Below are 14,024 nucleotides of genomic sequence, written 5' to 3' on the forward strand. Positions count from 1 at the left end.
TATGAAGCTTAATGCAGGAGCGTTTGCGGGCAGTAAGCGGGCGCGCCGCGCCGCGCTGGTGCTGCCTGCGCTCCTATGGCTGGCGCTGCCCGCGGCCGCGCACGTCCTGAACACGGACCTCTCGAAACTGTCGCGCACCGAGATACTGTGGACCTACTTGCAACTGGGCTTCACGCACATCATTCCGCTGGGGTTCGACCACATTCTCTTCATCATTAGTCTCTACATCTTGGAGCCGCGGCTCAAACCGGTGCTGCTGCAAGCCACGGCGTTTACGGTGGCGCACTCCATCACGCTGGGATTGGCCATGTACGGGCTCATTCAGCCGCTGCCGGCCATCATCGAGCCCATTATCGCGCTGTCCATTCTATTTGTGGCCATCGAAAACATCATCACCGACCGGCTCAACCCGTGGCGCGTGGCGGTGGTGTTTGGCTTTGGGCTGGTGCACGGCATGGGCTTCGCCAGCGCCCTCACCGGGCTGGGGCTGCCGCCAAAGGACTATTTCGGCTCGCTCATTTCCTTCAACGTGGGCGTGGAGGCCGGGCAGGTGGCCGTGATTCTGCTCTGCTGGGCGCTGGTGGGGCGCTGGGCGGCCGATAAAAGCTGGTACAAGCAGCGGGTGGTGGTGCCGGTATCGGTAGTTATCGGCCTGGTGGCGGCCTACTGGACCGTGGAGCGCGTGTTTTTTTCCTGATTTCCGGGCCTGCGTCCCGGGTTTGCCCTATTCATTTTTTTCGCCGTCGTCGATGCTGCGCTCGTTGCTCGCTTTGCTGTTGCTGGCCAACTACCTACTGGTGGTGGGCGCCGGCCTGGCGGTGCGCCGACCTGAAGCCCCGGCGTTTTCCGCCGCCCGGCCGTACGTGCACAGCCGGCACTGCCAGCAGCAGAACTACCTGCGCCTCGACTGCTTTGAGCAGTGCAACGGCGCGCAGCACGTGGCAAACGTGAAACTGCCCACCGGCACGGGCCTGCATTACCTGGCCCAACTCAAGGCGCTGGACGTGCACTGCGAGCTAGCCGGCCAGGTGAGCTGCGTGCGGCCATGTGCAGCGCCGGTTGCTGCTGAGAATGTGCCCGCTGGCCCAGTTGCCGAAGCGGCTGGCTTCGGGGGGTGCCATTCGCCACCGCCCCGCCGGGCATAAGTTGATGAGGAGCGTTGCGACCGGGCCAGGCCCGGCTCAGCACCGCCGCGGTGTGCTGCCCCACGGGCAAGCGCGCCACTTCACCTTATTCTCGCATTGAAGCTGTGCAGGGGCCCAAAAGTGCCCCGCCGGCGTCGCATTCCCGGCGTTATGAACGTTACTTTTTTACTGAAAAGAGCCCACCGCAAGTGGGCCCGGCGCGGTGCGTGCGCGCTGCTGATTGGGCTGGCTGCCCCGTCGGCCCATGCCCAAAACACCGCCACGTTGCGCGGCACGGTGGCCGATTCTGCCTCCGGACAGCCGCTGGCGGGCGTGAGCGTGGGCCTGCAGGGCCAACCCGGTGGCACAGCTACCGATGCGCTGGGCAACTTCCGATTGGGCGGACTGCCCACTGGTAGCTACACACTGCGCGTGGGCGCCCTGGGCTACCGTGCTCAATCTGTGCCCGTGACGCTGGCCGCCGGCGAAACTCAGCGCCTGAGCCTGCGCGTGGCTGCCACCACGCTCAACCTTGCGGAAGTGACCGTGAGCCAGCCCCGCGACCCCAACCAGAGCCTGGCTGCCATCTCGCACATCGACCAAGCACTGCGGCCCATCAACTCGGCCCAAGACCTGTTGCGGCTGGTGCCGGGCCTGTTCATTGCGCAGCATGCGGGGGGCGGCAAGGCCGAGCAGATTTTCCTGCGCGGCTTCGACTGTGACCACGGCACCGATTTCGCCGTGAGTATCGATGGGCTGCCCGTGAACATGGTGAGCCACGCCCACGGCCAGGGCTACGCCGATTTTCACTTCGTGATACCCGAAACGGTGGAGCAATTGAAAGTATACAAAGGACCCTACACGGCGCGCTTCGGCGATTTTGCCACGGCCGGCGCGGGCGAATTCACCACCAAAACCCGGCTGGAGCGCAGCCAGGCAAAGCTGGAGGTGGGCCAGTTTGACACGTACCGGGCGTTGGTGCTGCTGGACCTGCTGGGTGCTGGCCGCCACCTACTCAGCAAGCGTCCGGAAAGCGCCTACGTGGCCGCCGAGTACAACTTCACCAACGCCTACTTCGACGCGCCGCAGCATTTCAAGCGTTTCAACGGCTTGGCGAAATACACCGGCCAGCTGTCGGAGCGCACCTCGCTCACGCTGCTGGGCTCGCATTTTACTTCCAATTGGGACGCCAGCGGACAGATTCCGGAGCGCGCCGTGCGCGACGGCCGCATCTCGCGCTACGGCAGCATCGACCCCACCGAGGGCGGCCGCACCGGCCGCACCAACGCCAGCGTTATCCTCAGCACGGCGCTGCCGCACGATGCCGTGCTGCGCCAGCAGGCCTACTATTCGAAGTACGATTTCGGCTTGTTTTCCAACTTTACCTTCTTCCTGCGCGACTCCGTGAACGGCGATGAAATCGAGCAGACCGACGACCGGCACCTGTTCGGCTACACGGCCACCTATGAGCGCGCCGACCAGTTCGGGGCCCGTTCGCTGCACAGCACCCTGGGCGTGGGCACGCGCAACGACTTTTCCACCCTGGGCCTGTTCCGGGCCACCCGGCGCCAGATTACCGCGACCACCACCACGGGCCGCCTCTTCGAGCAAAACCTCAACGCCTACCTCGACGAAACCCTCGACCTGACGGACCGCCTCACGGTGAACGCCGCCCTGCGCGCCGATTTCTTCACGTTTGATTTTCGCGGGCAGCTGGCCGACGAGGCCACCGGGCAGCTGGAGCCGCTACGGGGCCGGGTGCGCCACGCCCGCGTGTCGCCCAAGCTGAACCTGTACTACCAGCTCACGCCCGCGGTGCAGCTGTTTGCCCGCTCGGGCCTGGGCTTCCATTCCAACGATGCCCGCGGCGTTATCCGCGACGCTACGGCCAACGTGCTGCCCCGCGCCTTGGGCTACGAGCTGGGCAGCACATTTAAGCCCCTGCCCAGCCTGGTGGTGAACGCAGCCCTCTGGAGCCTGCACCTGCAGGACGAACTGGTGTACGTGGGCGACGAAGGCATCACCGAAAGCACCGGCCCCACCCAGCGCTACGGCCTCGACGTGGCCCTGCGCTACCAGCTCGGCCGCCGGTTGTTCCTCGACGGCGACTTCAACTACAACCACGGCCGCCAGCTGCAGGCCGAAGCCGGCGCCAACTACATTCCGCTAGCGCCCACGTTCACCAGCACCGGCGGGCTCACCTACAAGGCCCCGCGCGGCCTGAGCGGCAGCCTGCGCTACCGCCACATCGACTCGCGCCCGGCCAACGACGATGGCAGCATCCGGGCGCGCGGCTACTTCCTGCTCGACGCCGTGCTGAGCTACACTACGCCCCGCTTCCAGTTCGGTGCCTCTGCGGAGAACCTGCTCAACGTGGCCTGGAACCAGGCCCAGTTTGCCACCCAAAGCCGCCTGCCCGGCGAGGCGGCCGAGGGAGTGGACGAGCTGCATTTTACCCCCGGCACGCCTTTCTATGCCAAGCTGAACGCCAGCGTGTTTTTCTAATTCTATTGGCCGCGAAGCGCAGTGTTTTCAAAAAATAGAGGCCTACCCGAAGCCTGTCTTATCTTTGAAAACACCATACTTCGCGGTTTTATGAAAAAAAATCTACCCTCTGTTCGCCCTAATTATCTGCCGCGTTTGAGGCAATGGGTGTATCTGCTAACCTGCTTGCTATCGTTGGCAGGGTTGCAGGCCATGGCTAGCTCGCCTACAGGCCCGACAGTGGCAGCCAGCCCGGCCCCTTCGTTAGCCATCGTCCTCAACCCCGACGGTTCCCTACGGCCGGGAGCGCAAGGCTCGTTTGATGCGCACCAGTTTAAGATGTTCACAGCACCGGACGGCAAGCCATTTTTTCGGCAAAGGTCAACTGCCGGTGCGGGCGACGAATACTGGCAACCGGGCTTCGGCATGGCTGGCACCAATAACACCGTCCGTACCGTGGTGCGCTCGGGCACAAATATTTACATAGGTGGCGACTTTTCTACCGTTGGCAACGTCGTGGCGCGCAACATAGCGCGGTGGGGCGGCACGAGTTGGAGCAGCTTGGGCAACGGTGCCGCAAACGGAACCAACGGCCCGGTTTACGCCCTATTGGCGGTTGGTACTGACCTTTATGTGGGCGGCCGCTTTACGCAGGCCGGTGGAATAACCGCCCGTAGCGTGGCCAAATGGAGCAGCGCCAACTGGACCAGCTTGGGGACTGGCATAGGCACCAATAGCACACAGACTGCTTTGGTGCTGGCGCTTGCCATCATTGGTTCTGATTTGTACGTGGGCGGTAATTTCTATCAAGCTGGTAACACCTCAGCCAGCAGCGTGGCCATGTGGGACGGCACCGCGTGGAGTGCGCTGGGCACGAGCCTCAGCAACGGTGTAAGCGGCCTAATACCCGAGATTGACGCAATGGCAGTGGTCGGGACTGATTTGTATGTGGGCGGCAGTTTCACGGCGGCCGGCGGAGTATCGGCCAATAGAATTGCCAAGTGGAACGGCTCTACCTGGAGTGCGCTGGGGACGGGCATCGGCACCCTTAACAATGGCGGCGTCTGGGCCTTGCTGCCAGTGGGAACGGACCTCTACGTGGGCGGTGGGTTTTCGGTAGCTGGTGGCGTTACGGTTGATTGCTTGGCGAAGTGGAACGGCAGCAGTTGGAGCCGAGTGGGCGGTGCGGGCTTCGCCAATGGCCAGAGCAACGGCATTGTCACAGGCCTTGCCTTCGTTGGCACGGAGCTCTACATCACGGGCGCATTTCGGCAGTCGGCCGGTGCGGTTGCCGACTTTACGGCCCGATGGGACGGCACGACGTGGCGTGGCGTGGGCACGGGCCTGAGCGGTACGATAGGTGCAGCTGCTTACTCCCTGCTTGTCGTGGCCAACGAGGTGTATGTGGGAGGTAAATTTTTGACCGCCGGTGGCAGCCGTGCCGACAACATTGCCCGGTGGAACGGCACCAATTGGAGCCCTCTGTCACCTAATATGGCCGCTGCTAATGGTCTGGACGCAGTTGTTTTTTCTTTAGGAATAGCCGGTAACAACACTGTGTACGCGGGAGGCCTTTTTCAGCAGGCCGGAGGTGTCGTTGCCGAAGGAATTGCCCGCTGGAACGGAGCGAGTTGGAGTAGTTTGCCGAGCGGAAGCTATTCGGGTGGGATGCAGGTACGGGCCATCGCGGTGGCGGGCACCGACGTGTACGTGGGAGGCATCTTCCACAACGTAGGTACGGTGCCGGCCGAATACGTGGCCAAGTGGAACGGCACCACTTGGAGCAGCTTGGGCACCGGCACGAGCAACGGCGTAAACAGCTATGTGTACGCGTTAGCGGTAGTAGGCAGCGACTTATATGTGGGTGGCAATTTTACCCAGGCCGGGGGAAATTCGGCCAATTACGTTGCCAAATGGAACGGAACCAACTGGAGCAGCCTTGGTCCGGCCGGCGCCAACGGCGTCGGCAATCCCAACTCTGCTGCCGTCCAGGCACTCGCCGTCGTGGGCACCGACCTTTACGTGGGTGGGCTGTTCAATCGGGCCGGCAGCACCACGGTCAGCAACATCGCGCGTTGGAACGGCACCGCCTGGAGCAGCGTTGGCACCGGGGTTAGTGGGTCGGTGCTGGCGCTGGCAGTGGCAGGCAACATAGTGTACGCGGGCGGTTTTTTTAACCAAGCGGGTGGAGTGCCAGCCAACCAGGTGGCCCGGTGGGACGGCACGGCTTGGAGCAGCCTGGGCTCCGGCCCAGCTAACGGACTCACAAGCCAAGGCTACGTGCAGGCCCTGGCTGTGGTCGGTTCCGACCTCTACGCGGGAGGCTTCTTCACGCAAGTCGGCGGAGTGGCCACGCAAAACCTGGCCCGGTGGGATGGCACGAGTTGGAGCCGCGTCGGTACGGGCACGAACGGCGCAGTATATGCCTTGGCTGCCGTTGGAAACCAACTCTACGCCGGTGGGTCTTTCACGGCGGTGGGCGACGAAACGAAAGTTATGAACAGCTTCGGCATCTATGACCCCAGCGCACCCACTGCCACTGCCGGCGCAACGCCAACCACGGCCGTGAGCCTATACCCTAACCCTGCATCGCAGCAAGTTACTTTTTCTCTCCCTCCGGCTAATAGACTCCGATACATCGAACTAAGGGACGCGCGCGGCCAGCTACTGCGGCAGGTGCCCCTGCAAGCGGGGACGGGCGCCGTCGCACTGCCTGTTAGCGGACTACCAACCTGTGTATACCTGCTGCGCTGTGGCCAAGTGGTTCGGCGGTTATTGGTGCCGTAAGGCACTATCTTCAGATTCTGAAGCTAAAAAGCCTCTGTAGTACTTTTAAACAATGGTTGGGTCAAAAGACGGGAACTCGCTTACTACTTTAATGATGGAAAAACGGCTGCTGGTGCTGGCCATAAGCGGGTTACTTGCGGCCGGCTGTCAGCTTCGCGCTAACGAGTCCCAATCCCCAGCCGTGAACGGTGTTCCGTTGCCGGCGCCGGAGCTTTTTACTCCGGCTCCTACGCCCGACTCGTTGGTCCTGACGCCACCGGCGGTTCTTCCCAACGTGCCCGATACCCTGCGCCAGGCCATCCGGCAGCTGCACGCTGCCCTGGGCCCCGCCGCCGCCGGGCTGCGCCCGGCAGTGTTGGAGCAGGCTTGCGTGGGCTACCTCACGCTGCACCCCACCGGCCGCATTGAGCGCGCCGGCTTGCTGGCCGTGGCCGACATGGACCTGCCCAACACCGTGGAGCGCCTCTGGGTCATCGACCTGAAGAACGCGCAGGTGCTGCACCGCAGCCTCGTGGCCCACGGCGAAGGCTCGGGCCACCTGCGTGCCCGCCGCTTTTCCAACGAAGAGAAATCGGCCTGTACCTCGTTGGGCTTCTACCGCACGGCCGACACCTACGACGGCATCCACGGTTACTCGCGCCGCATCGAAGGGCTCGACAAAGGCCAGAACGCCAATGCCTACGACCGGTACGTGGTGCTGCACGCCGCCGACTATGCCAGCCCGAAGTACGTGCAGCAGCACGGCCACCTGGGCTACAGCCGCGGCTGCCCGGCCCTGCCGCCCGAACAGTTCAAAGACATCATTGCCACGCTGCGCGTGGGCAGCCTGCTGCTGGTGAGCGGCCCCGGGCTGGCTTCGCGCTGGCTCGACGGGCCGGCCGCCGGGCGGCGCTTTCTCAAGCGCGGCTGGCTGTAGCCGCCCCCAGAAAATAGCGGTTTGGAATTATTTGGAGGTTGTTGTCGTTGATAACTCGTCCTTAGCGGGCGAAGCTTTCGTATAAGGTTATGGGCCAGTCGTCTTTTGGGCGGTGGGCCGCCTTTCCATCAGCTATTCTTTCCCTATCATGCACCAGACCAGCATAGTTCAGCGCAAACGGAAGGTATTGCGGCGCCAGCGCATCGCGCGGCGGGTGCTGCCGTTCCTGGCTTCTTTGTTCCTGGCCACGCCCATGGCCGGCCCCGTCACGAAGTCGATGGCCGGCGGTGCGCGCAGCGAATTGCGCCTGCCCAAAGTCGATTTCTCGCCCCAGGTCGTGTTCGACCAGAAGCTGCGGGCCACCTACACGGCCCTCGGCGCCGAGCAGGAAGGCTTGCGCTTCGAAACGTTTGCCAAGGCCATGACCGGCTACCTCAACCTGCGCCAGGCCGGCAAGCTGGACGAAAACAAGCAGCTGCTGACGGTGGTCGATTTCGACTTGCCCAGCACCGAAAAGCGCTTGTGGGTGCTCGACTTGGCCAAAAACGACATCCTGTTTCACACGCTCGTGGCCCACGGCCACAATTCCGGCGAGAACGAAGCCACCAACTTCTCCAACACCGACCAGAGCAACATGAGCAGCCTCGGCTTCTACGCCACCAGCGGCGAATACGTGGGCAAGCACGGCCGCTCGCTGAAGCTGGAAGGCCTGGACGAAGGCTTCAATACCAACGCCGAAGCGCGCTCGGTGGTGATGCACGGCGCCGACTACGTGAGCGAAGAGTTCATCAAGCAAAACGGCCGCCTGGGCCGCAGCCTCGGCTGCCCCGCGCTGCCCATGGAGTTGAAAGACCAAATCATCGAAACCGTGACGGGCGGCACCTGCCTGTTCGTGAATCGTTCCGACGCCGGCTACTCGTCGCAGTACCTCAACGAGCAGGTGGCCATCGCCGCGCTGGTGCCCCAGGCGGCGAATCACCTTTCTTAACGTTCCGGTTTAGCCAATAAAAAAAGCCCCGCGTTCACACGCGAGGCTTTTTTGTGGTCGGTTATTTCACTGTTGGGGCTTTACAGCTTCACCCCAAACTTTGCGCCCACACCCTCCAGGTCCTTCACCACGGCATCGAGCAGCGGAATGCCGTCGAGCAGGCGGTGGGCGGCCGTTTCGCGCTCCGGGTCGCCGGGAATGAGTACTTTTTTGCCTTCCACGGCCTGGGCGTTGCGGAAGGTCGAAATCCAGTTGTCCATGTGGGCTTTGAACTCATCGGCGGGCCGAAAGGCATCGACGCGCATGGCTCCGAAGAAGTGGCCCAGGCCCTGGCCCACGGGGTTGGCCGAGGGCTGCAGGAAGGCCACAAACGGCGGCACCCAGGGGCCGTAATTAGCGCCCGAAAGCACGGCCGAAAAGATGTCGACGATGCTGCCCAGCGCGTAGCCTTTGTGCGAGCCGGTGGCGCCGCCCAGCGGCAGCAGCGCGCCGCCGTTCTTCACGGCGTTGGCATCGGTGCTGGGCTGGCCGTCGGCGGTTTGGGCCCAGCCTTCGGGTAGGGGCGTGCCTTTGCGCTGGGCAATTTCGAGCTTGCCGTTGGCGGCGGTGGTGGTGGCCATGTCGGCCACGAAATCGGGCTGTTCGCCGGCGGGCACGGCCACGGCAATGGGATTGGTACCGAGAAGTCTATCCAAGGAATAGGTGGGTGCCACCAGCGGCGAGGCGTTGGTCATGGCCACGCCTATCATGTCGTGGGCCAGGGCCAGCATGGCGTGGTAGCCGGCAATGCCGAAGTGGTTGGAGTTCTTTACCGACACCCAGCCCGAGCCCACCTGCTGGGCCTTCTCGATGGCCACGCGCATGGCTTTGGGGCCCACCACCAGGCCCAGGCCGCCGTCACCGTCCACCACGGCGGTGCTGGGCGTTTCGTAGGTCACGCCTACCCGGGGCGTGGCGTTGATGCGGCCGGCCTCCCAGAGGCGCACGTAGCCCACCAGCCGGGCCACGCCGTGTGAGTCGATGCCGCGCAGGTCCGCCGACAGCAGGGTTTCGGTGGCCAGCGTGGCATCGGCCTCGGGGCAGCCCATGCTGCGGAAAACGCTTTCGGTGAACGTGAAAAGCTGGCTGTAGGAGAAGGTCGACATAGGGCGTCATGCAGAGCGCAGCGAAGCATCTCGCGTGCTCTAACTGATTCAATCAATTATTTGCTTGGGCACGCGAGATGCTTCGCTGCGCTCTGCATGACCGGCTGTGAATTATGCGCTTAGCATTTCGGCCAGCAGGCCTTCCTTCAGGGCATACGCTGAGGTCTGAATGCGGGTGATGCCCGAAATGCCCAGCACGTAATCAATCAACACGGCGGCCACCACCAGCATGTCGGCCCGCATGGGCAGGATGCCGGGGATGGCCAGGCGCTGCTCGTGGTTGCCGCTCAGCAGGTGGCGGTAGCTTTCCTGGAAGCTGCTCAGGGCCAACTCGGTGCGCGGCGGTTGCTGCGAGTCGGTGCGTAGCTGGCCCAGCTGCATGTCGGCGAGGCTGTCGAAGCTGCCCGAGGCGCCCACCAGGCTCACGGGTTTGTAGCGTTGCAGGGCTTCGATGAGCGGTTCCAGCACGGTGCCGAGGTATCGTTGCTCGGCTTCGACGGCGGCCGCGGGAAACACGCCGCTGGGGTCCGGAAAGAACTTGTCGAGCAGGCGCTGGGCGCCAATTTCAAAGCTGTGCTTCCAGTAAATGGTGGTTTGGTTGGCGATGATGAACTCCACCGAGCCCCCGCCGATGTCCATCACCAGGTGCGGCTCGGCGCCCAGGTCCACGGCCTGGCGCACGCCCTGGCAGATGAGCTCGGCCTCGCGCTCGCCGGGAATGACGTCGACGCGGATGCCGGTTTGCTCGAAGATGTCGCGCACTAAATCGGGGCCGTTTTTGGTGACGCGCATGGCGCTGGTGGCCGTGGCGCGCACTTCTTCCACCTCGTGCAGCTCAATTTCCTCCTTGAAGCCGGCCAGCGTGTGCAGGGCCCGCGCATACGGTTCCGGCGCGATGACGCCGTGGCTGATGCCGCCTTCACCGAGGCGCACGCCGGCTTTGGTGCGCAGCAGCACCAGCGGTTTTTCGCCGGGCGTGTTCGATAATTCCACAATGAGCAGGTGGAACGTATTGGTGCCCAAATCAATGAGCGCGAGGCGGCGATGGGCGTGCGGCGTGTGCATGAAGTAGCGCGGACTTTTGGTCCGCGAGTTTAGCGAAGAAGAAGTGCCATACGGCGGATAATTTGGCGCGGACTAAAAGCCCAGGCTACGTGGCAAACCGGCAGAACGTGCCCAGCGGCAATTTGCGCTGCCCGGCATCGTGCAGGTAAATTTCGCCCAGCTCGCGCACGACTTTCGGACCGGGGAAAATGGCCGTGGTGAGGTTGTCGAGAATCAGGGCCGAGAAGCCGAGCGAGTACAGGTTCACCACGAAGAAATGGTCCTCGGGGTCGAGCAGCTGCTGGCTGAGCTTGAGCATCTCGTTGAGCTCGTCTTCGAGCTGCCATTTCTCGCCGTTGGGGCCGCGGCCGTAGGCGGGCGGGTCGAGGATGAGGCCCTGGTACTTGCTGCCGCGCTTCACTTCGCGCCGCACGTACTTCATGGCGTCTTCCACCAGCCAGCGCACGCCGTCGAGCTGGCTGGCCTCCATGTTGTCGCGGGCCCAGAAGTTGACCTGCTTCACCGAGTCGAGGTGCGTCACGTCGGCCCCGGCGGCGCGGGCGGCCAGCGTGGCGGCGCCGGTGTAGGCAAACAGGTTGAGCACGCGCGGCAGCTTGGCGCGGCGCTGGCGGGTTTGGTTATAGATGAACTGCCAGTTGGGGTCCTGCTCCGGAAACAGGCCCACGTGCTTAAACGACGACAGGCCGAGGCGGAATTTCAGCTTCAGGCCGTCGGGGCGCTCGTAGGCAATGAGCCACTGCTCGGGCATGCTGGGCTTGAGGCGCCACTGGCCTTTTTCGGTAGAGCCGGGGGCGCGGGCGAAGGCGGCATCGGCGCGTTCCCACTCTTTGAGCGGCAGGTGCGGGTCCCAGATGGCCTGCGGCTCGGGCCGGGCCAGCACGTACTTGCCAAAGCGCTCCAGCTTCTGAAAGTTGCCGCTGTCGATAAGCTCGTAATCGGGCCAGGGCGAGGTGGTGAGGAAATCGTACATAGAGCGCGCAAAGGTAGGGGCGGGGCGATTGGGCGGTGCGGCCCGGCGCAAGCCTTTCGGGCGCGGCCGCCGTATGCGTGGGGTGTATTCGTTCACGTAATTCTGTTTTTCCATGCCTGAAATTCCTCGTTTGCTCGACCAGCTCCGCCGCGCTTTCGACGGCGACCCGTGGTGCGGGCCGTCGCTGCTGACCAACCTGGAGGGCGTCACGGCCGCGCAGGCGGCGCAACGCCCCATCAAAAACGGACACAGCATCTGGGAAATCGTGGTGCACCTGGCCGGCTGGACGGCCATTGTGCGCCGCCGCATCGCCGCTGACAAGCCCCTGCAGCCCGGCGACGCCGAAGACTGGCCCGCCTTGCCCGCCGACCTCACCGAAGCCAGCTGGCAGGCGGCGCTTGCCGCGTTGCGCACGGCGCAGGAGCAGTTGCTGGCTTTCCTCGAAACCATGCCCGAGGCGGACTTGGACCGCACCATCGGGGCCACGTTTGAGCCGCCGCAGGGAGGCAGCTACACGGCCTACCAGATGCTGCACGGCGTGGCCCAGCACTACCTCTACCACGCGGGGCAAATTGTGCTGCTGCGCAAGCTGCTGGGGTGAGGGCTGAACCCTTGGCTGGCCCACTTCAAACGGTCGCCGTCGCGGTTCATCGAATCAGCCCCGCCCACCTGTCGGCAGAACACTAGCTTTGCCAGATGCTGCCTGCCCACCGCAAGAAGTTAGCTGCCGTACTCTTCGTGCTCCTGCTGGCCGCCCTGGCCCTGGTGCTGTGGTGGCGCCGCGCGCCCCTGCCCGGCGCGGGCGTGGTGCTGCCCCACGACACCTACACGCCGCACCGCGAGGCCTTTACGCCGCACCGGGGCCGCATTCTCGACCGCAACGACTCGGTGCTGGCCTACACCGGCTTGCGGTACTTGCTGGTGCTGCCGCGCAGCGGCCGGCTCGATTCCACCCGCCTCAACCGGGTGCTGGGGTGGCCCGACAGCGCTTTTGAATACCGCGCCCGCGACCTGCGCCGTCGCGAATTGCCGCTGCAGCTGGACCTGACCGCCGGCGAAGCCGACATCCTGCGCCGTCATCGCCAGGAATGGCCCCGGCTTGTGGTGCGCGAGTATTCGGCCCGCAACTACACCGTGCGCGTGGCCGCGCCGGTGCTGGGCTACGCCTACAATGCGGCCCAGCCGTTTCTGTACCAGGCGCAGCGGCTGGCCCGCGGCCGGTTCTACCGCCTGCGCAACGGCGGCCTCGAAAGCTACTACAACGCCTTGCTCAAGGGCAGCCCCGGGGCCTACCACCCGTTGGTCGATGCGTTGGGGCAGCGCCACGGCTCCTGGGCCCCCGACACCATTTACCACCCCGGCCAGGACCTGCACCTCAGCCTCGACACGGAATTGCAAGCCTACGCCGAGCGCATCATGGGCGAGCGCAAGGGCTACATCGTGGCACTGGAACCGGCCACGGGCGAAATTCTCTGCTACGTTTCGGCCCCGACCTACGACCCGGCGGCGCTCACCGGCCTTGCGCGCGGCCGCGACCGGCGCGAGCTGCTGCTCAGCCCCGACATGCCGCTGCTCAACCGCCCCGCCATGCAGGCCAACCCGCCGGGCTCGGTGTTTAAGCTGGTGAATGCGGCCGTGGCCCTGCAGCTGGGCGGCATCACGCCCGCCACCGGGTTTCGCTGCGACCAGTCGCTCATCAACTGCGTGCACGACCACCCCAACGCCCGCAACCTGACCATGGCGCTGAAGTACAGCTGCAATCCTTATTTCTACCGCGTCTTGCAATCGGTGATTGACCACGTCCCCGATTCGCTGGTGCAGCCCGTCGACACCTGCGCCCAACGCCACCTGAACCTGGCCGCCTGGACGCGCCACGTGAAATCCTTCGCGCTCGACACCTTGCTGGGCGTCGATTTGCCTCAGGAGCGCCCCGGTTTTATTCCCACGCCGGCCTATTACGACCGCCGGCGCGGCCGGTGCGGCTGGACGTATGGCAGCATTTATTCCCTGAGCATCGGGCAGGGCGAAATCAACCTCACCGGGCTGCAAACGGCCAACATGCTGGCCATTGTTGCCAACCGCGGCTGGTACTACACCCCGCATTTCGTGCGCAGCGTGGGCAATGGCGGCCCGCTGCCCAAGTTCCGGGAGCGGCATCGCACCTTGGTCGATAGCGTGCATTTCGACGCCCTCATTCCGGGCATGGTGGCGGCCCTGAGCCGCAACGGCACGGCCGGCCTGGCCAGCCTCGACGACGTGGGCATCAGCGTGGCCGGCAAAACCGGCACCGTGCAAAACGACGAGGGCGACGACCACGCCACTTTCGCCGGCTTTGCCCCGGCCGAGCGGCCGAAAATTGTGGTGGCGGTCTACATCGAGAACGCCGGGTTTGGCGGCCTTTCCGCCGCGCCGTGCGCCGCGTTGATAATGGAAAAATACCTGCGCGGCAAAATAGCCCCGAAGCGAAAGCGCTGGGAAAACTGGCTGCGGTGCGGCAACCTCGCGGAACAGGGGCACTGAGGGAACTTGCGGCGGCCGAACGGTT

General features: G+C 64.3%; 11 protein-coding genes. 8 read left to right on the forward strand and 3 right to left on the reverse strand.

Annotated features, from left to right (window positions below; translation table 11 throughout):
• The first annotated feature begins 1 nt into the window (after position 1).
• The 6 genes from IC234_RS14250 to IC234_RS14275 all read left to right on the forward strand — a co-directional run bounded on the left by IC234_RS14250 (position 2) and on the right by IC234_RS14275 (position 8,299).
• Positions 2–697, forward strand: coding sequence for a HupE/UreJ family protein (locus IC234_RS14250; protein ID WP_190925759.1), 696 nt, complete (start codon positions 2–4; stop codon positions 695–697).
• 52 nt (positions 698–749) lie between these two features.
• Positions 750–1,145, forward strand: coding sequence for a hypothetical protein (locus tag IC234_RS14255; protein WP_190925761.1), 396 nt, complete (start codon positions 750–752; stop codon positions 1,143–1,145).
• Between the two features lie 150 nt (positions 1,146–1,295).
• The gene (locus IC234_RS14260; protein WP_190925763.1) at positions 1,296–3,629 is read left to right on the forward strand and encodes a TonB-dependent receptor; all 2,334 of its coding nucleotides are present in this window, start codon (positions 1,296–1,298) and stop codon (positions 3,627–3,629) included.
• Between the two features lie 318 nt (positions 3,630–3,947).
• Entirely contained in the window at positions 3,948–6,395 is a 2,448-nt protein-coding gene (locus tag IC234_RS14265; protein WP_223827677.1) for a T9SS type A sorting domain-containing protein, read from the forward strand.
• 274 nt (positions 6,396–6,669) lie between these two features.
• A complete protein-coding gene (locus tag IC234_RS14270) occupies positions 6,670–7,311 on the forward strand; it encodes a murein L,D-transpeptidase catalytic domain family protein (RefSeq protein ID WP_190925767.1) in 642 nt (213 codons plus the stop codon).
• Between the two features lie 148 nt (positions 7,312–7,459).
• Complete coding sequence (locus IC234_RS14275) at positions 7,460–8,299, forward strand: murein L,D-transpeptidase catalytic domain family protein (RefSeq protein ID WP_190925769.1); 840 nt, start codon at positions 7,460–7,462, stop codon at positions 8,297–8,299.
• An 80-nt stretch (positions 8,300–8,379) separates the two neighbouring features.
• Here IC234_RS14275 and IC234_RS14280 read toward each other — a convergent pair whose 3' ends face one another.
• The 3 genes from IC234_RS14280 to IC234_RS14290 form a co-directional block, all read right to left on the reverse strand.
• On the reverse strand, positions 8,380–9,444 hold the full coding sequence (locus IC234_RS14280) for an Ldh family oxidoreductase (RefSeq protein ID WP_190925771.1): 1,065 nt from the start codon (positions 9,442–9,444) through the stop codon (positions 8,380–8,382).
• Between the two features lie 111 nt (positions 9,445–9,555).
• A complete protein-coding gene (locus IC234_RS14285; RefSeq protein ID WP_190925773.1) occupies positions 9,556–10,509 on the reverse strand; it encodes a Ppx/GppA phosphatase family protein in 954 nt (317 codons plus the stop codon).
• 85 nt (positions 10,510–10,594) lie between these two features.
• Entirely contained in the window at positions 10,595–11,479 is an 885-nt protein-coding gene (locus IC234_RS14290; protein WP_190925775.1) for a class I SAM-dependent methyltransferase, read from the reverse strand.
• Between the two features lie 112 nt (positions 11,480–11,591).
• Between IC234_RS14290 and IC234_RS14295 the strand changes: the two genes are divergently transcribed.
• Complete coding sequence (locus IC234_RS14295) at positions 11,592–12,080, forward strand: DinB family protein (RefSeq protein ID WP_190925778.1); 489 nt, start codon at positions 11,592–11,594, stop codon at positions 12,078–12,080.
• Between the two features lie 95 nt (positions 12,081–12,175).
• Positions 12,176–13,999 (forward strand): peptidoglycan D,D-transpeptidase FtsI family protein, encoded by a 1,824-nt coding sequence (locus tag IC234_RS14300; RefSeq protein WP_190925780.1) that lies wholly within the window; start codon positions 12,176–12,178, stop codon positions 13,997–13,999.
• Positions 14,000–14,024: the final 25 nt, after the last annotated feature.

Source organism: Hymenobacter armeniacus, from assembly GCF_014699055.1.
GTDB classification, from domain to species: Bacteria; Bacteroidota; Bacteroidia; order Cytophagales; family Hymenobacteraceae; genus Hymenobacter; species Hymenobacter armeniacus.